At 66.2% G+C, this 17,549-nt stretch carries 15 protein-coding genes; 7 read left to right on the forward strand and 8 right to left on the reverse strand.

Annotated features, from left to right (window positions below):
* Nucleotides 1-105: 105 nt before the first annotated feature.
* From ASC83_RS02020 to ASC83_RS02030, 3 genes are all read left to right on the forward strand, one after another.
* A complete protein-coding gene (locus ASC83_RS02020; RefSeq protein ID WP_056057200.1) occupies nt 106-1,083 on the forward strand; it encodes a tripartite tricarboxylate transporter substrate binding protein in 978 nt (325 codons plus the stop codon).
* 17 nt (nt 1,084-1,100) lie between these two features.
* Entirely contained in the window at nt 1,101-2,303 is a 1,203-nt protein-coding gene (locus tag ASC83_RS02025; protein WP_056057202.1) for a M20 aminoacylase family protein, read from the forward strand.
* A gap of 208 nt (nt 2,304-2,511) precedes the next feature.
* Nucleotides 2,512-2,961 (forward strand): carboxymuconolactone decarboxylase family protein, encoded by a 450-nt coding sequence (locus ASC83_RS02030; RefSeq protein ID WP_056057204.1) that lies wholly within the window; start codon nt 2,512-2,514, stop codon nt 2,959-2,961.
* A 58-nt stretch (nt 2,962-3,019) separates the two neighbouring features.
* Here the strand turns inward: ASC83_RS02030 and ASC83_RS02035 are convergent, their stop codons facing one another.
* The 6 genes from ASC83_RS02035 to ASC83_RS02060 all read right to left on the reverse strand — a co-directional run bounded on the left by ASC83_RS02035 (nt 3,020) and on the right by ASC83_RS02060 (nt 11,319).
* The gene (locus ASC83_RS02035) at nt 3,020-4,735 is read right to left on the reverse strand and encodes a tannase/feruloyl esterase family alpha/beta hydrolase (RefSeq protein WP_082522294.1); all 1,716 of its coding nucleotides are present in this window, start codon (nt 4,733-4,735) and stop codon (nt 3,020-3,022) included.
* Nucleotides 4,736-4,886: 151 nt separating this feature from the next.
* The gene (locus ASC83_RS02040; RefSeq protein WP_056057206.1) at nt 4,887-6,614 is read right to left on the reverse strand and encodes an acyl-CoA dehydrogenase family protein; all 1,728 of its coding nucleotides are present in this window, start codon (nt 6,612-6,614) and stop codon (nt 4,887-4,889) included.
* 123 nt (nt 6,615-6,737) lie between these two features.
* Nucleotides 6,738-7,727, reverse strand: a complete 990-nt coding sequence (locus tag ASC83_RS02045) for a Bug family tripartite tricarboxylate transporter substrate binding protein (protein WP_056057208.1) — start codon at nt 7,725-7,727, stop codon at nt 6,738-6,740.
* A 98-nt stretch (nt 7,728-7,825) separates the two neighbouring features.
* Nucleotides 7,826-8,590 (reverse strand): SDR family NAD(P)-dependent oxidoreductase, encoded by a 765-nt coding sequence (locus ASC83_RS02050; RefSeq protein WP_056057210.1) that lies wholly within the window; start codon nt 8,588-8,590, stop codon nt 7,826-7,828.
* Nucleotides 8,591-8,618: 28 nt separating this feature from the next.
* Complete coding sequence (locus tag ASC83_RS02055) at nt 8,619-10,496, reverse strand: feruloyl-CoA synthase (protein ID WP_056057211.1); 1,878 nt, start codon at nt 10,494-10,496, stop codon at nt 8,619-8,621.
* Between the two features lie 40 nt (nt 10,497-10,536).
* Nucleotides 10,537-11,319 (reverse strand): crotonase/enoyl-CoA hydratase family protein, encoded by a 783-nt coding sequence (locus tag ASC83_RS02060; RefSeq protein ID WP_056057212.1) that lies wholly within the window; start codon nt 11,317-11,319, stop codon nt 10,537-10,539.
* Nucleotides 11,320-11,479: 160 nt separating this feature from the next.
* On the opposite strand from ASC83_RS02060, the gene ASC83_RS02065 reads away from it, so the two are divergent.
* Complete coding sequence (locus tag ASC83_RS02065) at nt 11,480-12,367, forward strand: amidohydrolase family protein (protein ID WP_056057215.1); 888 nt, start codon at nt 11,480-11,482, stop codon at nt 12,365-12,367.
* 42 nt (nt 12,368-12,409) lie between these two features.
* Here the strand turns inward: ASC83_RS02065 and ASC83_RS02070 are convergent, their stop codons facing one another.
* A complete protein-coding gene (locus ASC83_RS02070) occupies nt 12,410-12,907 on the reverse strand; it encodes a MarR family winged helix-turn-helix transcriptional regulator (RefSeq protein WP_056057218.1) in 498 nt (165 codons plus the stop codon).
* Between the two features lie 182 nt (nt 12,908-13,089).
* On the reverse strand, nt 13,090-14,634 hold the full coding sequence (locus ASC83_RS02075; RefSeq protein WP_056057220.1) for a YifB family Mg chelatase-like AAA ATPase: 1,545 nt from the start codon (nt 14,632-14,634) through the stop codon (nt 13,090-13,092).
* Nucleotides 14,635-14,848: 214 nt separating this feature from the next.
* Between ASC83_RS02075 and ASC83_RS02080 the strand changes: the two genes are divergently transcribed.
* Genes ASC83_RS02080 through amt form a run of 3 tightly spaced genes read left to right on the forward strand, consistent with a single transcriptional unit; the run spans nt 14,849 to nt 17,525 of the window.
* Nucleotides 14,849-15,559, forward strand: coding sequence for a TorF family putative porin (locus ASC83_RS02080; RefSeq protein ID WP_056057222.1), 711 nt, complete (start codon nt 14,849-14,851; stop codon nt 15,557-15,559).
* Nucleotides 15,560-15,602: 43 nt separating this feature from the next.
* On the forward strand, nt 15,603-15,941 hold the full coding sequence (glnK, locus tag ASC83_RS02085; RefSeq protein WP_015012094.1) for a P-II family nitrogen regulator: 339 nt from the start codon (nt 15,603-15,605) through the stop codon (nt 15,939-15,941).
* A 36-nt stretch (nt 15,942-15,977) separates the two neighbouring features.
* Nucleotides 15,978-17,525, forward strand: coding sequence for an ammonium transporter (gene amt / locus ASC83_RS02090; protein ID WP_056057224.1), 1,548 nt, complete (start codon nt 15,978-15,980; stop codon nt 17,523-17,525).
* The last annotated feature ends 24 nt before the right edge of the window (nt 17,526-17,549 follow it).

The raw sequence follows: 17,549 nt of genomic DNA on the forward strand, positions 1-17,549 counted from the left end.
TTTACGAATGCAAATGGAGAAAAGAAGTCATTGGACGCAACAAAAATCGTTTTCTACGATGCAGCTGGCACTTGAATCCACAACACCAATTTCATGGAGATTCGGATGAACTTCAAAACCTTTGTGGGCGCACTGATCATGGCTGCCAGCGCCATGGGCACAGCCTGGGCGCAGAGCTGGCCCAGCAAACCCATCAGTCTCATCGTGCCTTACCCGGCCGGCGGGCCCTCTGACTTTTTTGCCCGCAAGTTGCAGCCCGAGGCATCCGCCCGGCTGGGGCAGACCATGGTCATCGAAAACGTCGGTGGCGCTGGCGGCTCCATTGGCCTGGCCCGGGTGGTCAACGCGCCCGCCGACGGCTACATGCTGGCCCTGGGCAGTCCGATGGAACTGGTCCTGGCGCCCATGGCCATTCAGGGCGTGAAATACAAGGCCGAGGACTTCACGCTGGTGGCCCAGTTCGCCAACACGACCACCATACTGGCGGTGCGCAATTCACTCAACGTGAAGAACCTGGACGAGCTGCTGGCCCTGGCGCGCAAGAAAAGCGGCAACCCGTTGAGCTACGGCAGCGTGGGCCCGGGTTCGCTGTACCACCTCATCGGCGAGAGGTTTTCGCAGCTGACCAAAGTCGAGATGCTGCATGTGCCCTACAAGGGCATTGCGCCCCTGCTCACGGACCTGATGGGTGGCCAGATCGACATGGCTTTCCTGCCCATGGCGGGCTCGATTCCGCAAACCATCATGGACGGGAAAATCCAGGGCCTGGCCGTGACTGCCAAAGCGCCGCACCCGTTGTTCAAACAGTTCCCGGCCATGGCGACCATGAAAGGGCTGGAATCCATGGAATTCAACATCTGGAGCGGTGTGCAGGTACACAAGAGCACCCCTGAGAATGTGATCAACACGCTGAACAAGGCCTTCTATGCGGCGGCGGAAATTCCGGAAACCCGCAAGGCTTTCGAAGCCAGTGGCAATGTCGTGATCAGTGCGCGCAGCCCCGCAGAGCTGGCAAAAATCTACCAGGCCGAGATTGAACTCTATCGCGGCATCGCACGCAGCATCAACCTGCAGCCGCAGTGATTGCAGAAAGGCCCTTCATGAACGCCCCACGCGAAGCTTTTGCGCACCACATCATCGAGGCCCTACAGGCGCAGGCCGCCGAGTTCATTGCGGTGCGCCGCGATATTCACAAGCATCCCGAGATGGGCTACCAGGAGTACCGCACGAGCGACCTCGTGGGCGAGCAGCTCGAAAAATGGGGCTACCAGGTCACCCGGGGCCTGGGTGGCACCGGCGTGGTCGGGCAGCTGCGGCGAGGCAATGGCAGCAAAACCCTGGGCTTGCGCGCCGACATGGACGCGTTGCCCATCGAGGAAAACACGGGCCTGCCGTACGCCAGCTGCAACGTGGGCATCATGCACGCCTGCGGGCATGACGGTCACACCGCCATGCTGCTGGCCGCAGCGAAGCACATTGCACAGAACGTAGAGTTTTCGGGCACGCTCAACCTGATCTTCCAGCCTGCCGAAGAGAGTCTGGGCGGTGCCAGGAAGATGATGGAGGACGGCCTTTTCACCCGGTTTCCGTGCGATGCGGTGTTTGCCATCCACAACATGCCGGGCCACCCGCAGGGCCATCTGGTGCTGCGCGACGGCCCCACCATGGCGTCGTCCGACTACGTCACCATCACGCTGGACGGCAAGGGCGGCCACGGTGCCATGCCGCATCTGGCGGCCGACCCTGTGGTGGCCGGCTCGGCCATCGTGCTGGGTCTGCAAGCTATCGTGGCGCGCAATGTGGACCCGCAAGAGACGGCAGTCATCACGGTGGGGGCATTCAACGCGGGCGTGGCCAACAACGTCATCCCCCAAAAAGCCACGCTCAGCCTGAGCGTGCGCTCACTGAATCCGCAAGTGCGCGAACTGCTCGAAAAGCGCATCACCGAACTCGCCCAGGCCCAGGCCCAGAGCTATGGTGTGCAGGCACAGGTCGAATACAAGCGCGGGTATCCGGTGCTGGTCAACCACGCGCGCGAAACCGACTTTGCGCGGGAGGTGGCTGAAGAGCTCGCAGGCGCTCATCGCGTGACCCGACAGGGAAAGGCGCTGACTGGCAGCGAAGACTTCGCATTCTTCCTCGAAGAAGTGCCGGGCTGCTACTTGTTCATCGGCAATGGAGAAGGCGAGGGCAGTCACGGCGCCTGCATGGTGCACAACCCAGGCTATGACTTCAACGACGAGAACGTGGCAGTCGGTTCCGCCTACTGGTCTTTGTTGGTCCAGCGTTTCCTGCAGCCGTGATGCTGAAGCGCGCCACCTTGGGACGCAGGCGCAGCGGCTCCAAGCTTCCCGCTGTCGCCGGTTCCGGCGCGTAGCGGCGTGGGTGTGGGCATGGTCGGCTTCGCACCCATTTCTCTCGCATCTGTCACAGCACCCTCACGTCAAACGTCTGGTGAGCAGGAGGTCGATACCGGCCTCCGCCCAACATTCAATGTGAAGGAACTGCTGTATGAACCGCGCTATTTGGTTCAACGTATCGCCCGAGGGGGCCAAGGCCATCGGGACGCTGCACCACTTCGTCACCCAGGGCACAGGCCTGCCCAGCTTGCTGACGCACCTGGTTTTTCTGCGCGTGTCGCAGATCAACGGGTGCGCGCACTGCATCGACATCCACACGCGTGACCTGCTGGCCGAAGGCATGTCGGTGGAGAAGGTGGTGCTGGTTCCTGTGTGGCATGAGGCGGCGTATCTGTTCTCCGAGCAGGAGCGCGCTGCGCTGGCCTGGGCCGAGGAGGTGACCCGCGTGAGTGAGACCCATGCCTCTGATGAAGCCTATGCGGCCGCGCTGGCCGTGTTTGGCGAGAAGGACCTGGTGGACCTGACGCTCACGATTGCCACCATGAACGCCATCAACCGCATGGGCGTCAGCTTTCGCATGAAGCCTCGCGCCAAGGCGTAAAAGGTAAAGAAAAAGGGAAGCCCGGCTTGCGCCGGACTTCCCGCTTTTCAAGCGCTGATCACTTGCAGCTGAAACTGCTTGCGCTCTCCACATCCCCCGTGCCGTTGTAACGCGCCACCTTGGGGTAAACGCACAGCGGCCGGGTGCGGTTGGCGGACCAGCTGGCGGGCAGCTCGGCGTTGACCACGTTGGCGCCTGCGCCGCGTGCCTTGGCGGTCACGCTGTCGGGGGCCTTGCCTTGTTCCACCCAGGCGACCAGCGGGGCCAGCATGTCGAACTGGTCGGTGGCGGGGCCGCCGGAGCAGTGGTTCATGCCGGGCACCAGGAACAGGCGGGCAAAGGCGTCGGCCTTGCCGCTGTGGTTGGCTTGCAGGCGGTCCATCCAGTTGGCGGTGTCCATGGGCGAGAACACGCCGTCGGCCACGCCGTGGAAGACGATCATCTTGGCGCCCCGGTTCTTCAGGGCGCTCAGGTCAGCTTCGTTGGGCGGGGTCATGTACGACCAGGGTGACTCGGCGTATTGCGCGTTGGTGGCGAACATCTTGGGGTAGTCCGTCTCCATGCTGAAGTTCAGCGCGTACTGCATGCCGGGGATGGCGGTGAACGCTGCCACGGTGGATGGGGGTGAGGTGAAGATGAAGGCCACCGCACCGGCGTCACGCGTGGCGGGCGCGCCAAAGTGCCACGATGCAAAGTTGGCGCCCGCAACGCCGGGGTCGAACCAGGTGCCGGTGTACAGCGCCTCGCCCTTGCTGTTCTTGGGGCCTGCAAAGATGCTGGCCAGCACGCCCTTTTGCTCGCTGGTGATGCAGCTGCCGTCGCGTGCGCCGGTGCAGGTGGGCACGTCGGTCTGCAGGTTGAAGGCGGCCTGGCAGGCGGCTACGTCGTTGACCTGGCCGTCGGCCACGCCGTCCAGTGCGTCGCACTTGGCGACGATCTTGCTGCTGATGAGCTTGAACTCGGTCGGGCTCACGGCGGTGGTCAGGTCGGGCAGGCCGGTGGTGGCGTCTTTGGTGGACACCTTGGCGTATTGCTGGGCCTTCCACAGCTGCGTGGTGGCGGCCTTGGGCAGGTGAAAGCCGGGGTTGCCCGCCAGGATGCCGTCGTACTGCTCGGCATAGCGCGACGCGCCCACCATGGCGTGGCGGCCGCCGTTGGAGCAGCCGGCCAGGTACGAGCGGTCGGGCGCCTTGCCGTAGGCGCTCTTGATGAGGTTCTTGGCCATGGGGGTGAGGGTGCCCACGGCCTGGTAGCCGTAGTCCAGCCGGGCCTGCGGGTCCACGCCAAAGAAGGGCGTGGGTGCGCTGTGGCCTGCGTCAGAGCTGAGCACCGCAAAGCCCTGCACCAGGGCGGGCGCCACGGGGGCGCCGCCGCTCACCGAGCCCAGCGCGGTGACCACGCTGCCGTCCAGGCCGCCGTTGGCCTGGTGCAGAAAGCGGCCGTTCCACTCCACGGGCAGGCGCATTTCAAAACCGATGGCGTAGCTGGCGCCGTCCACGGGGCCGGTGCGCTCTTTCATCTTGCCTTTGACGAGGCAGTGCGCAGGCGCCTGGGTGGTCACGCCCTGCACGGTGATGGGGCCTGCGGGCACTTGCTCGGCCGAGGTGATGCGCGTGTCGGGCAACGCCAGGCTGCTGGCGAGCGTGGCGCACGACTGCAGGGTGGCCGGTGTGGCGGCGGAGAGCTGGGGCAGGGCGGCATCGGACGAGCCGCCACAGCCCATGAGCAAGGCAGCAGCCGCAGCCGAGAGTGCCAGGGGGTGGTGGGCACGCATCCGGTTTCTTCTCATCTTCAAGCGCATGGTGTTGTCTCCAGTGGTTTTTTTGAGGCGCAAGGAACCCCGCAACGTGGCCTCAACACGCTGTGGGTGGGAGATCGATGGAAGGTGTTTCGCTACTGAATCAGGAGCTGCTGGCGCATATGAATCATGCGCTTGCGGCCTCCTGCGGCCTGAATTCAAACGCCTGGGCAATGCGCTGGCGCAGGATGGTGGTGCGCAGATCGAACTCGGGCAGCACCCACTGGGCGAAGGCCTGGGCGGGTGTGGTCCAGCGGTCTGTGGCGGCCGTGGATTGTTCCGCGCGGTGGGGGCGGGCGGCGCCGATCTGGGCCCAGGCCCATTCCAGCAGCACCAGCGCCACGGCGCGCAGGTAGTCGTCGGCCACCCAGTAGGGCAGTTCGGGGTCGGACTGGGCGGCAATCGCCAGGGTCTGCGTGATCTCCACCAGCGCATGGCGGCGTGCGCTGGCAGCGGCGCTGGGGGCTGCGCCGGGCAGTGTGGTCAGCAGCGTTGCCAGGCCCTGGCCGCCATCGGCCAGCACCTTGCGCACCAGCAGGTCGATGGCCTGGATCTCGTTGGTGCCCTCGTAGATCATGGCCACGCGCGCGTCGCGCACGATCTGCTCGATGCCCCATTCACGTACATAGCCGTGGCCGCCAAACACCTGCAGGCAGGCGCTGGCGCCGTGAAAGGCCTGGTCGGTGAGCGCGGCCTTGAGCACGGGCGTGACCAGCGCGCACCAGCGCTGCGCGGCGGCGCGTTCGCCGGCGTCGGTGCTGTGTTTGGCCACATCGAGTTGCAGGGCCGTGTGGTAGGCCAGCACGCGGCCGCCGTCGATCCAGGCGCGTTGCGTGTGCAGGATGCGGCGGATGGCGGGGTGGTCTTGAATGAGGCTGGTGTCCTTGGCGCCGGGCGCGCGCATCTGGCGGCGCTCTGCGGCGTAGGCGCTGGCCTTTTGCCAGGCGGCCTCCAGCAGGCCGATGCCTTGCAGGCCCACGTGCAGGCGGGCGGCGTTCATCATCACGAACATGGCGTTCAGGCCCTTGTTCGGCTCGCCCACCAGCCAGCCGGTGGCGTCGTCAAAGCGCATCACGCAGGTGGGGCTGCCGTGCAGGCCCATTTTTTCTTCGATGCGCTCGCAGACCACGGCGTTGTGGCTTCCATCCTGAAGAATCTTGGACACCAGGAACAGCGACAGGCCCTTGGGCCCCGCAGGCGCATCGGGCAGGCGCGCCAGCACCAGGTGCACGATGTTGTCCGTCAAGTCGTGCTCGCCGCCAGAGATAAAAATCTTGCTGCCGTTCACCCGGGCGCTGCCGTCGGGCTGGGGCACGCCGCGTGTGCGCACCATGCCCAGGTCGCTGCCTGCGTGGGCTTCGGTCAGGCACATGGTGGCCAGCCATTCGCCGGTGGCGACCTTCTCCAGGTACTGCGCCTTGAGTTCATCGCTGGCATGGTGCTTGATGCATTCGTACGCGCCGTGCAGCAGGCCGGGCGCCATGGTCCAGCCGTGGTTGGCGCCGGCCAGCCATTCAAACAGCACACACTCCAGCACCGCAGGCAGGCCCTGGCCGCCATCGTCGGGCGCGCAAGACAGCGACGGCCAGCCCGCCTGCCAGAAGGCCTGGTACGCATCGCGAAAACCTGCGGGGGTGTGCACGCGTCCACCGTCAAAGCGGCAGCCTTCTTCGTCGCCGCTGCGCTGCAGCGGGGCGATGGCGCTGTCCACAAACTTGGCCGCCTCGTCGAGCACCTGGGCCGCCAGGTCGCCGTCGGTATCCGCAAACGGCACCAGGCCTTGCCAGCGCGTGGGCGCCTTCAGCACGGTGGTCAGCAGGTGCTGGATGTCGGCAAGGGTTTGGCGGGCTTGCATGGTTTGATCTCTTATTGGTAGCTGTCTGCGCTTGTTGGATGTGCGCTAGCGGCTGTTTTCTTCTATTTTTTGCCATGCGGCAGCCCGGACTGGGGTCAGTCCGGACCTGCGGCGCAGGGGGGATCAGGACTCTGCGGTAAAGCCGATCTTCTTGATCAGCGGGCCCCAGCTGTCGTACTCGGCCTTTTGCCAGCGGGCCTGTTCTTCAGGGGTGGAGCCATGGGGCATCAGGCCCACGATGGCCAGGCTGTCGATGACCGACTTTTCCTTCAGCGCAGCGTTGATGGCGGCGTTGGCAGCGGCAATCACCGGCTTGGGCGTGGCGGCCGGGGCGTAGAAGCCAAACCATTCTTCGGTGGTCAGCTCAGGGAAGCCCTGTTCGGCAAACGTGGGCACATCCGGCACGTAGATGGAGCGCTTGGGGCCCGAGGTGGCCAGGATGCGCAGCTTGCCGGCCTTGTAGTTGGCGATGAAGTCACCGTGCGGCGTGACCATGGCAGCCACCTGGCCGCCCACCACGTCCGTCACACCAGGGATGGAGCCACGGTAGGGCACGTGGCGCAGGTCCACACCGCTGTTGATGCCCAGCAGCGCGCCCAGGAAGTGGGGCGTGGAGCCTGCACCGGGCGAGCCGTAGCTGGCGTCCTTGGGGTTGGCCTTGGCCCAGGCCAGGAAGTCCTTCACGTTCTTCACGCTGGCGGGCACCATGGGGCCCACAGCCAGGCCGTGGTGCATGATGGCTGCGATCGACACGGGCGCGAAGTCCTTGTCGGTGTAGTTCATCTTGCTGTAAATGTGCGGGTAGTTGGCCAGGGCCGATACCTGCGCCACGGCCAGCACCGAGCCGTCTGCGGGCGCAGCTTTGAGCGTCTCCAGCGCAATGCGGCCGCCCGCGCCGGGCTTGTTTTCCACCACGCCAGGGTTCTTGCTGAACGCGCTGCCAGCCCACTTCTCGGCCACGCGGCGGGCCACGGTGTCGCCCGAGCTGCCGGCGGGGAAGCCGAAGTACACCTTCACCTGGTCCACCTGGGCATGGGCGGCAAAGGGGTGGAAGGCGCCCAGCGCGGCGCTGGCGCCAAGGGCCTGAACAAATTGACGGCGGGTGGTGGTCATGCTGATGTCTCCTGGTGTGTGTCTGACGGAAATCTCGGGGGTCAAGCTGGAGCGCTTTCGCGCCCTCTTGTTATTTACTGATGTGTGGCGCTGATCGTTTACCGGGGCGCCATGCGCAGGGCGCCATCCAGGCGAATGACTTCGCCGTTCAGGTGGCCGTTGGTCACGATATGGCAAGCCAGCTCGGCAAACTCTTCGGGTTTGCCCAGGCGTGGCGGGAAGGGGATGCTGGCCGCCAGCGACTGTTGCACTGCCTCGGGCAGCTCTTTCATCAGCGGCGTGGCAAACAGGCCGGGCGCCACGGTGCACACGCGGATGGCGTGCTGCGCCAGGTCGCGCGCCATGGGCAGTGTCATGCCGGCCAGACCTGCCTTGGAGGCGCTGTAGGCCTGCTGGCCCACCTGGCCATCAAAGGCGGCGACGGATGCGGTGAACATCATCACACCGCGCTCGCCGTTGTCCAGCACGGGCAGCTTGCTGCAGGCGGCGGCAAACAGGCGGCTCACGTTGTAGCTGCCGATGAGGTTGATGTTGATCACGCGCACGAAGTCTTCCAGCGGCGCGGCGCTGCCGTCGCGTTGCACCACGCGCTTGGCGCTGCCAATGCCGGCCACGTTCATGAGGATGCGGGCGGGGCCGTGGGCGGCAGCGGCCTTCTCCAGCGCGGCGGTCACGCTGGCGGCGTCGGTGATGTCGCAGGGGCAGGCTACGCCGCCAATTTCAGCAGCAACTTTTTCGGCCAGCTCGGCATTGCGGTCGAGCACGGCCACCTTGGCGCCCAGGCGGGCCAGTTCGCGTGCGGTGGCCTCGCCGAGGCCCGATGCGCCGCCGGTCACGAGGGCGGCTTGTCCTTGAATCTGCATGGTGGGTCTGTCCTGTTCGGGGTGGGGTTCAGGCGCCGGGCTTGAGGATGCCCGGTGCTATGTCGTCGTGCAAGGCCGTGACGAGCGCATCGCGGTGCTTGAGCACGGCACGCTGGTTGACGGAGCCCTTGTCGGTGATCTCGCCCTTGTCGATAGAGGGCGGCTCTGCCATCAGCAGCGCACGGGCCACGCGGCTGGCGCTGCCGGTGGCTTCCCGGGCCAGCCCGTCCAGCACCGCCTCGATGCGCTGGCGCACGGCGGGGTGCGCCACCACGTCGGCCCAGGGAGCGTCCGGGCCCAGGCCCGCCACTTCGCGGCAGGCGGGGGAAGGGAACAGCAGGGCGCCCACTTCCTTCATGTTCAGGCCGGTGAGCACCACGTCCTGGATGTAGGGTGCGCCCGCCACGATGATCTTGGCGCGCATGGGGCCCACGCTCACGAAGGTGCCGGTGGAGAGCTTGAAGTCCTCGGCAATGCGGCCGTCAAACGCCAGGCCACGGTGGATGTTGTTCTCGTCGATCCACTTCACGGCGTCGCCGGTGCACAGGTAGCCTTCGTCGTCAAACGCGTCGCGCGTGGCGGCGTCGGAGCGCCAGTAGCCGGGCGTGACGTTGGGGCCGCGGTAGCGCACCTCGGTCTTGCCGTCCACCTCCACCAGCTTGAGCACCATGCCGGGCACGGGCGCGCCGATGTGGCCGGAGCGCACGTCGGGGCTATTGCAGAACATGGCCGAGGGGGCGGATTCCGTCATCCCCAGGCCCGTGCACATCACGATGCGCTCGCCAATGGCGGCCTCTTGCGTGGCGTGCAGGCTGTCCCACACGGGCTGGGCCAGGCCGGCGCCCGAGTAGAAGAACAGGCGCACGCGCGACAGCAGGTTGGCGCGCAGCTGGGCGTCGGTCTTCATGGCCTCGGCAATCATTTCAAAGCCGGTGGGCACGTTGAAGTACACCGTGGGTGCGATCTCGCGCAGGTTGCGCAGGGTCTCGCCAATCAGTGCGGCCGTCGGTTTGCCGTCGTCGATGTACAGCGTGCCGCCATGCATCATCGTGAGGCCGAAGTTGTGGTTGCTGCCGAAGGTGTGGTTCCACGGCAGCCAGTCCACCAGCACGGGCGATGCCTCGGCCAGCACCGGCAGCGACAGCGAGATCTGCTGCAGGTTGGCGCACCACATGCGCTGGGTGTTGATGACCGGTTTGGGCATCTTGGTGGAGCCGCTGGTGAACAGGAACTTCACGATGGTGCCGGGGCCGGTGGCGTGCATGGCCGCGTCCACCGCCGGGGTGGCGGTGGTGTGGCGCAGGCTCTGGAAGGTGCCCGCCTTGCGGCCCTCCAGCGCGCCCTGGGCCAGGATCACTTCGACATCGGCCGCCACGGTGGCTGCGATGGCCTTGCCGTAGCGTGCGCCGTCGGCGGCAAACACCAAGCCGGGGGTGAGGGTGTCGATGACGTGGCGCAGCTTGTCGTAGTCCTGGCTCACGGTGGCGTAGGCGGGCGACACGGGGCAGTAGGGCACACCGGCGTAGATGCAGCCCAGTGCCAGCAGGGCGTGCTCGACAGTGTTCTCGCTCAGCACCACCACCGGGCGCTCTGCGTTCAGGCCCCGATCCAGTAGGGCCTGGCCGATGCTGCGCGCGGCATCCAGCGCCTGGGCGTAGCTCACATGCTGCCAGTCACCCGTCTTGCCACCGGGCAGCTGCTCGCGGCGTGCCAGAAAGCTGTGGTCGGGCGTGGTCTCCGCCCAGTGCACCAGGTAGTCCGTCACGCGGCGGGCAAAGGCGCCCAGGGGCAGGTCCGCCTGCAGGTAACGCACGCCCGGTGCACCGTCACGCAGGCTGACGCGGGTCACGCCGAAGGTCACGGGGCGGTAGCGGGCCGGGGCGAGGGGGGTGGAGAGGTCGCTCATAGGGGGTTCCAGCAGGGGCAAGGGGTGACTGGGGGCGGGCTCAGTCCTTGCGGACCTTGGCGGCGCGGCCTTCCAGGAAGTCGGCGAGGCGGGACTTGGCTTCAGGGGCGCTCTGGGCGATGGCGGCCATCATGGCTTCGGTGAAGAAGCCCTGGTCGGCGGGCTGCTCGGCAATGCGGGGCAGGGCGTGCATCAGCGCGTAGTTGGTCAGCGGCGCGTTCTGCGCCACGCGCACGGCCAGTTCGAAGGCCTTGTCAAAGGCCTGGCCTTCGGGCACGAGGTACTGGGCAAAGCCGACCTTCTCGCCGTCCTGCGCGTTGTAGACGCGGCCGGTGAGCATCATGTCCGTCATGCGCGCAGCGCCGATGAGCTTGGGGATGCGCACAGCGCCGCCGCCGCCCACGAAGATGCCGCGCGAGCCTTCGGGCAGCGCGTAGAAGGTGGACTCGTCGGCCACGCGGATATGGCAGGCGCTGGCCAGCTCCAGCCCGCCGCCCACCACGGCGCCATGCAGCGCAGCAATGACCGGCACGGGGCCGTACTGCACACGCTCCAGCGCGGCGTGCCACATGCGCGAGTGGTGCAGGCCCTGGCCGGCGTCGCGCTCTTTGAGCTCCGACAGGTCCAGCCCGGCGCAGAAATGGGGGCCGTCGCCATCGATGACGGCCGCGCGCACGGTGCTGGGCATTTTCTCGAACAGGTCGCGCAGCGCGAGGATCAGGCCGTCGTTCAGCGCATTGCGCTTGGCCGCGCGGGTCAGGCGGATCACGGCCACTTCCTGGTGGTCGCCGCGCAGCTCGAAATGGATGTCTGGATGGGTCATAGAGGCTTTCGTGTTGGTTGAATTGTGGTTATAGTTCATAACCAATTCAAGCAAGCCAAGCCCGTTTTTTATTGGTGTTTACCCTTGATCTGCGTCACGCGCCGTGGCGCATGCTGGGGGTTTGACGCTGCACCGGCGGGCGCCAACCCAGGAGACACGCATGGACCACGCCAATCTGATCGCCATCGACATCCACACCCACGCCGAGGTGAGCTGCTGGAACCCGTTTGACAACTACGGCGAGGAGTACGACCGCGCCGCCGACAAGTACTTCAAGAACGGCCGCCGCCCCACCATTGCCGAGACGGTGGCCTACTACCGCGAGCAGAAGATTGGCCTGGTGATGTTCACGGTGGACGCCGAGTCCAAGATGGGCCGCCGTCGCATCCCCAACGAAGAGATCGCCGAGGCCGCCAAGGCCAACAGCGACATGATGACGGCCTTCGCCAGCATCGACCCCCACAAGGGCAAGATGGGCGCGCGCGAAGCCCGCCGCCTGATCGAGGAGTTCGGCATCAAGGGCTTCAAGTTCCATCCCACGGTGCAGGCCTACCACCCCTACGACAAGATGGCCTGGCCTATCTATGAGGTGATCGCCGAATACGGCATGCCCGCCATCTTTCACACCGGTCACAGCGGCATCGGCAGCGGCATGCGCTGCGGCGGCGGCCTGCGGCTGGAGTACAGCAACCCCATGCACCTGGACGATGTGGCCATCGACTTCCCCGACATGCAGATTGTCATGGCCCACCCCAGCTTTCCGTGGCAGGACGAGGCGCTGTCGGTCGCCACGCACAAGCCCAATGTCTGGATCGACCTGTCGGGCTGGAGTCCCAAGTATTTTCCGAAGCAGCTGGTGCAGTACGCCAACACGCTGCTGAAAGACCGCGTGCTGTTCGGCAGCGACTACCCGCTGATCACGCCCGAGCGCTGGATGAAGGACTTCCAGGAAGCGGGCTTCAAGCCCGAGGTGATGCCCGGCATCCTGAAGGGCAACGCGGTGCGCTTACTGGGTCTGGACAAGGCCCCGGCAGCGCCGGCCGCCTGATACCCATCCAGGCCTCTTGCGGCCTGCTGAGCAGCCGCTGGATCAGTCGTAGACTTTTTGCAGCAGCCGGATCAGTGTCTTGCGCTCGGCCGCCGTCAGGCGGTTGGTGGCGTCTTCTTCCAGTTGCGCGGCCGTCTGCTCGGCCTGCGCCGTCAGTTCCACCCCGGCGGGCGTCAGGTGCACGCCCATGGCGCGCCCATCGCTCGGGTGCGGGCGCCGCTCGATCAGGCCGCGCCGTTCCAGCGCCGCAATCAAGCCCACCATGTTGGGCGGCAGCACGCTGAGCGTGGCGCACAGCTGGCGCGAGGTGATGCCCGGGTTGTGCGCCACCAGTGACAGCACCGAGAAATCCACCACCTTCAGGTCGTACACGGCCATGCGTTCCATGAACACGGCAATGATGGACAGCGCCGCGCGCCGCGTGTTGTAGCCCACCAGCGTGCGCAAAAAGCCGGTGTCCACGGGCTCGTTGGCGGGGGCTGCGGTGTCTGTGGGGGCGGGGACCGACGGGGATTTCTTGGGGGAGCGGACGCTGGACATGGGGGGAGATTGTGCCGGGCGCCCGGGCCCCTGCGGCCGGTGCGCAGCGCCCGCTGGGTGCTGCGCACCCTCTTTTTGATCAAAATCAGCCGCAGGCGCTAGTGATACATGCGCCAGGCGCTATCAATTTGATATCTGTCTCCGTCAAGGTGCTGATGTGCCTCAAGGGCCGCCAGCGCTACTCACACCGGGCTGCGCAGTACGCGGCGGTATTGCACGGCCTCGGCGACATGGCTGACCTCGGTGGTGGGCGCGCCGGCCAGGTCGGCGATGGTGCGCGCCACCTTCAGCGCCCGGTGCGTGCTGCGTGCCGACCAGCCCAGGCGCGCGGCAGCGGTGTTGAGGAACTTGGCGGCCGCATCGTCCAGGTGCAGGTGGGCGTCGATGGCCTGCCCCTGCAGCGCCTGGTTGGTGCTGCCCTGGCGCGCCAGCGCCTTGGCGCGGGCCTGCTCCACCCGGGCGCGGATGCTGGCGGTGGACTCGCCCGCAGCCGCCTGCACCAGCTGCTCGGCGGGCAGGGCGGGCACCTCCACATGCAGGTCGATGCGGTCCAGCAGCGGGCCGCTGAGCTTGGCCTGGTAACGGTGCACCTGGTCGGGCGTGCAGCGGCAGGCGCGCTGCGTGGAGCCCAGAAAGCCGCAGGGGCACGGATTCATCGCCGCGATCATCTGGAACCGGGCCGGAAACTCCGCGCGTTGCGCTGCCCGGGCGATGGTGATGTGGCCGGTCTCTAGCGGCTCGCGCAGAGCCTCTAGCGCAGCGCGGGGGAATTCCGGGAGTTCATCAAGGAAGAGCACGCCCTGGTGGGCCAGCGAGATCTCGCCCGGCCGGGGTGGCGAGCCACCGCCCACCAGCGCCACCGCGCTGGCCGTGTGGTGGGGCTGGCCGGTGGGGCGCACGCCAAAAGCCTCGGGCCGAAAGCGCCCCGCCAGGCTGGCAATGGCGGCGCTCTCCAGCGCTTCGTCCACCGTCATCGCGGGCAGCAGCCCGGCAAAACGCTGCGCCAGCATCGACTTGCCCGAGCCAGGTGGCCCGGCCATCAGCAGGCTGTGGCCGCCAGCCGCTGCAATCTCCAGCGCGCGCTTGGCGCTCGCCTGGCCCTTCACGTCGGCCATGTCGGGCCCGGTGGTGCTGGCGGTGAGCGCGGTGGCCTGCAGGCGGGTCCAGCCGTCGTTGGCCACGTCGGCATCGCCACCGGCCGTGCTGCCCGGTGGCAGGAACGCCCGCACCACATCCAGCAGGTGCCGCGCACGCACCACGCGCGCGGCGGGCACCAGGGCGGCCTCTTCGGCGCTGCCGGGCGGCAGCACCAGCTGTGCGTCAATCTGCTGGGTCTGCAGGGCCAGGCTGGTGGCCAGCGCGCCGCGCACGGGGCGCAGCTCGCCGGACAGCGACAGCTCGCCCGCAAACTCGTAGCCTGCCAGGCGGCTGGCATCCACCTGACCGCTGGCGGCGAGGATGCCCAGCGCAATCGGCAGATCGAAGCGGCCCGAATCCTTGGGCAGGTCGGCGGGGGCAAGGTTGACGGTGATGCGTTTGTTCGACGGGAACTCCAGCCCCGCGTTCTGCAGCGCGGAGCGCACGCGCTCGCGGGCTTCTTTCACCTCCACCTCGGCCAGCCCGACCAGCGTGAAGCTGGGCAAACCGTTGGCCAGATGCACTTCGACGGTGACTGCAGGCGCCTGCAGCCCCAGAAGGGCGCGGCTTTGCACCAAAGCAAGACTCATGAAGCGATTTCTCCCCAGATGGGTGCGTTTTGTGGTTTTTTAGCGCGGCCTGTTGGGTGTCTGCACCAGTTGGGTGCAACATGCCGGACGCGGTCACCGCCACTGTACTGGGGATTGTTGTAACGCAACGCAACCGTGCAGCGCGCCGTGCACCTTGGTGTGGCACGGTCCGTGCTTAAAGCGCTTGTCCCTACTTTGTCCAACCGGAGGAAACATGACCCGCGCCATCATCAAGACCCTGGGCGTTGCCCTTGTTGCAACCCTTCCCATGCTGGCCAGCGCCCAGCTCACCGCCAACGTCAGCCTGACCACGAACTACAAGTTCCGTGGCCAGGACCAGGACACGTCCAAGGTCAAGGCCGTCAAGCCCGCACTGCAAGGCGGCTTTGACTACACCTTCGGCGAAACCGGCTTCTACGTGGGCAACTGGAACTCCAGCGTCAACTGGCTGTCCGGCAACTCGCTCGAATCCGACATCTACGGCGGCTACAAGTTCAAGGCCGGTGACGTGGACCTGGACGTGGGCCTGCTGACCTACATCTACCCCGGCAACAGCGCGGGCAACACCACCGAAGTCTATGGCGCTGCCACCTTCGGCCCCGTGACGGCCAAGTACTCGCACACCCTGTCCAAGGACTACTTTGCCTACGCAGGTCCTGGCATGAAGGGCCGCAACACCGGCTACCTGAACCTGGCGTTTGCCCAGGAAGTGGCCCCCAGCACCACGCTGAAGGCGTCGGTCGGCTTCACCCGCTTTGGTGGTGACATCACGGCCCCCAACTTCATGGACTACAGCCTGGGCGGTTCGTACGACTTCGGCGGCGGCGTGTCCCTCGGCGCTGCCGTGGTTGGCGCCACCAAGAAGGCCTTCTACGGCCCGGTCAACAAGTCGCGCGTGATCGTCACGCTCACCAAAACCCTGTAAGTCTCAATGGGCGCCGGTGGCGCCCATTCCGGAGGAACTGAAAATGAAAATGGTGACAGCCATCATCAAGCCCTTCAAGCTCGACGAAGTGCGCGAAGCGCTCTCCGACATCGGCGTGCAAGGCATCACGGTGACCGAAGTCAAGGGCTTTGGCCGCCAGAAGGGCCACACCGAGCTGTACCGCGGTGCAGAGTATGTGGTGGACTTTCTTCCCAAGGTCAAGATCGAGGCCGCCGTGGCCGACGACCTGGTGGACCGCGTGATCGAGTCCATCGAGACCGCAGCGCGCACCGGCAAGATCGGTGACGGCAAGATTTTCGTGACCCACCTGGAGCAGGTGGTGCGCATCCGCACTGGCGAAACCGGCAAGGAAGCCCTGTAAGGGCGAGGCCGCATCCCATACAAGAAGAGAAACGCCATGAAAAAACTGCTTGCTTCCTTCATTCTGGGGCTGAGTCTGCTATCCGGCGGATCGGCTGTCCTCGCCCAGGCGCCCGCCACGGCAGAGGCCTCGGCACCCGCTGCGGCTGCACCAGCGGCTGAAGCCCCTGCTGCCCCTGCCGCAGCGGCTGCACCGGCTGCTGCTGCCGCCGCTGCGCCTGCAGCGCCCGCCGCAGAAGCGCCTGCTCCTGTCCCCAACAAGGGTGACACCGCGTGGATGATGACCTCCACCATCCTCGTGATCCTGATGGTCCTGCCCGGCCTGGCGCTGTTCTACGGCGGCCTGGTGCGCAGCAAGAACATGCTGTCCGTGCTGATGCAGGTGATGGTCACGTTCTCGCTGATCGTGGTGCTGTGGTTCATCTACGGCTACAGCCTGGCCTTCACCGAAGGCGGTGCCTTCATCGGTGGTTTCGACCGGCTGTTCATGAAGGGCATCTGGGACAACGCCGCAGGCACGTTTGCCAACGCGGCCACGTTCAGCAAGGGTGTCGTGATTCCGGAAGTGGTGTTTGCCGCCTTCCAGGCCACGTTCGCCGGCATCACCTGCGCCCTGATCGTCGGTGCGTTCGCAGAGCGCATCAAGTTCAGCGCCGTCATGCTGTTCATGGTCCTGTGGTTCACGTTCAGCTACCTGCCGATCGCCCACATGGTGTGGTTCTGGATGGGTCCTGATGCCTACGCCTCCAAGGAAGTGGCCGACGCCATGACCAGCAAGGCCGGCCAGATCTGGCAGTGGGGTGCTCTGGACTTCGCTGGCGGTACCGTGGTGCACATCAACGCCGCTGTGGCGGGCCTGGTGGGTGCGTTCATGGTGGGCAAGCGCATTGGTTACGGCAAGGAAGCCATGGCGCCTCACAGCCTGACGCTGACCATGGTCGGTGCCTCGCTGCTGTGGGTGGGCTGGTTCGGTTTCAACGCCGGCTCTGCCCTGGAAGCCAACGGTTTTGCAGCCCTGGCCTTCATCAACACGCTGGTGGCTACCGCTGCTGCCGTGCTGGCATGGTGCATGGGTGAAGCGCTGATGCGCGGCAAGGCTTCGATGCTGGGTGCAGCGTCGGGTGCCGTGGCGGGCCTGGTGGCCATCACGCCGGCTGCAGGCAACGTCGGTATCGGCGGTGCGCTGGTCATCGGTCTGGTGGGTGGTTTTGCCTGCCTGTGGGGTGTCAACGGCCTCAAGAAGCTGCTGGGTGCGGACGACTCGCTCGACGTGTTCGGCGTGCACGGCATCGGCGGTATCGTGGGTGCCCTGCTGACCGGCGTTTTCAACGCCCCTGGTCTGGGTGGCCCTGGCTACGTGGCCGACTGGGTGACCGCCACCATGGTGACCTCTGCCGACTACTCCATCGCTGCCCAGGTGTGGACACAGGCCAAGGCCGTGCTGCTGACCATCGTGTGGTCGGGCGTGGTGTCCTTCGTGGCCTACAAGGTGGTTGACCTGACGGTGGGCCTGCGTGTCTCGGAAGAAGACGAACGCGAAGGTCTGGACATCACCTCGCACGGCGAAACGGCGTACAACCGCTGATCGCTCTGCGCCCTACGCGCTGCG

It is taken from the genome of Acidovorax sp. Root402 (assembly GCF_001425125.1).
GTDB lineage: Bacteria > Pseudomonadota > Gammaproteobacteria > Burkholderiales > Burkholderiaceae_C > Acidovorax > Acidovorax delafieldii.

Bases quoted from the DNA above. Each gene is read 5' to 3' on its own strand.
- amt (WP_056057224.1), top strand. From the start codon at position 15,978: ATGAAAAAACTGCTTGCTTCCTTCATTCTGGGGCTGAGTCTGCTATCC.
- ASC83_RS02035 (WP_082522294.1), bottom strand. From the start codon at position 4,735: ATGCGTGCCCACCACCCCCTGGCACTCTCGGCTGCGGCTGCTGCCTTG.
- ASC83_RS02055 (WP_056057211.1), bottom strand. From the start codon at position 10,496: ATGAGCGACCTCTCCACCCCCCTCGCCCCGGCCCGCTACCGCCCCGTG.
- ASC83_RS02025 (WP_056057202.1), top strand. From the start codon at position 1,101: ATGAACGCCCCACGCGAAGCTTTTGCGCACCACATCATCGAGGCCCTA.
- ASC83_RS02070 (WP_056057218.1), bottom strand. From the start codon at position 12,907: ATGTCCAGCGTCCGCTCCCCCAAGAAATCCCCGTCGGTCCCCGCCCCC.
- ASC83_RS02075 (WP_056057220.1), bottom strand. From the start codon at position 14,634: ATGAGTCTTGCTTTGGTGCAAAGCCGCGCCCTTCTGGGGCTGCAGGCG.
- ASC83_RS02030 (WP_056057204.1), top strand. From the start codon at position 2,512: ATGAACCGCGCTATTTGGTTCAACGTATCGCCCGAGGGGGCCAAGGCC.
- ASC83_RS02020 (WP_056057200.1), top strand. From the start codon at position 106: ATGAACTTCAAAACCTTTGTGGGCGCACTGATCATGGCTGCCAGCGCC.
- ASC83_RS02060 (WP_056057212.1), bottom strand. From the start codon at position 11,319: ATGACCCATCCAGACATCCATTTCGAGCTGCGCGGCGACCACCAGGAA.
- ASC83_RS02045 (WP_056057208.1), bottom strand. From the start codon at position 7,727: ATGACCACCACCCGCCGTCAATTTGTTCAGGCCCTTGGCGCCAGCGCC.
- ASC83_RS02040 (WP_056057206.1), bottom strand. From the start codon at position 6,614: ATGCAAGCCCGCCAAACCCTTGCCGACATCCAGCACCTGCTGACCACC.
- ASC83_RS02050 (WP_056057210.1), bottom strand. From the start codon at position 8,590: ATGCAGATTCAAGGACAAGCCGCCCTCGTGACCGGCGGCGCATCGGGC.
- ASC83_RS02065 (WP_056057215.1), top strand. From the start codon at position 11,480: ATGGACCACGCCAATCTGATCGCCATCGACATCCACACCCACGCCGAG.
- ASC83_RS02080 (WP_056057222.1), top strand. From the start codon at position 14,849: ATGACCCGCGCCATCATCAAGACCCTGGGCGTTGCCCTTGTTGCAACC.
- glnK (WP_015012094.1), top strand. From the start codon at position 15,603: ATGAAAATGGTGACAGCCATCATCAAGCCCTTCAAGCTCGACGAAGTG.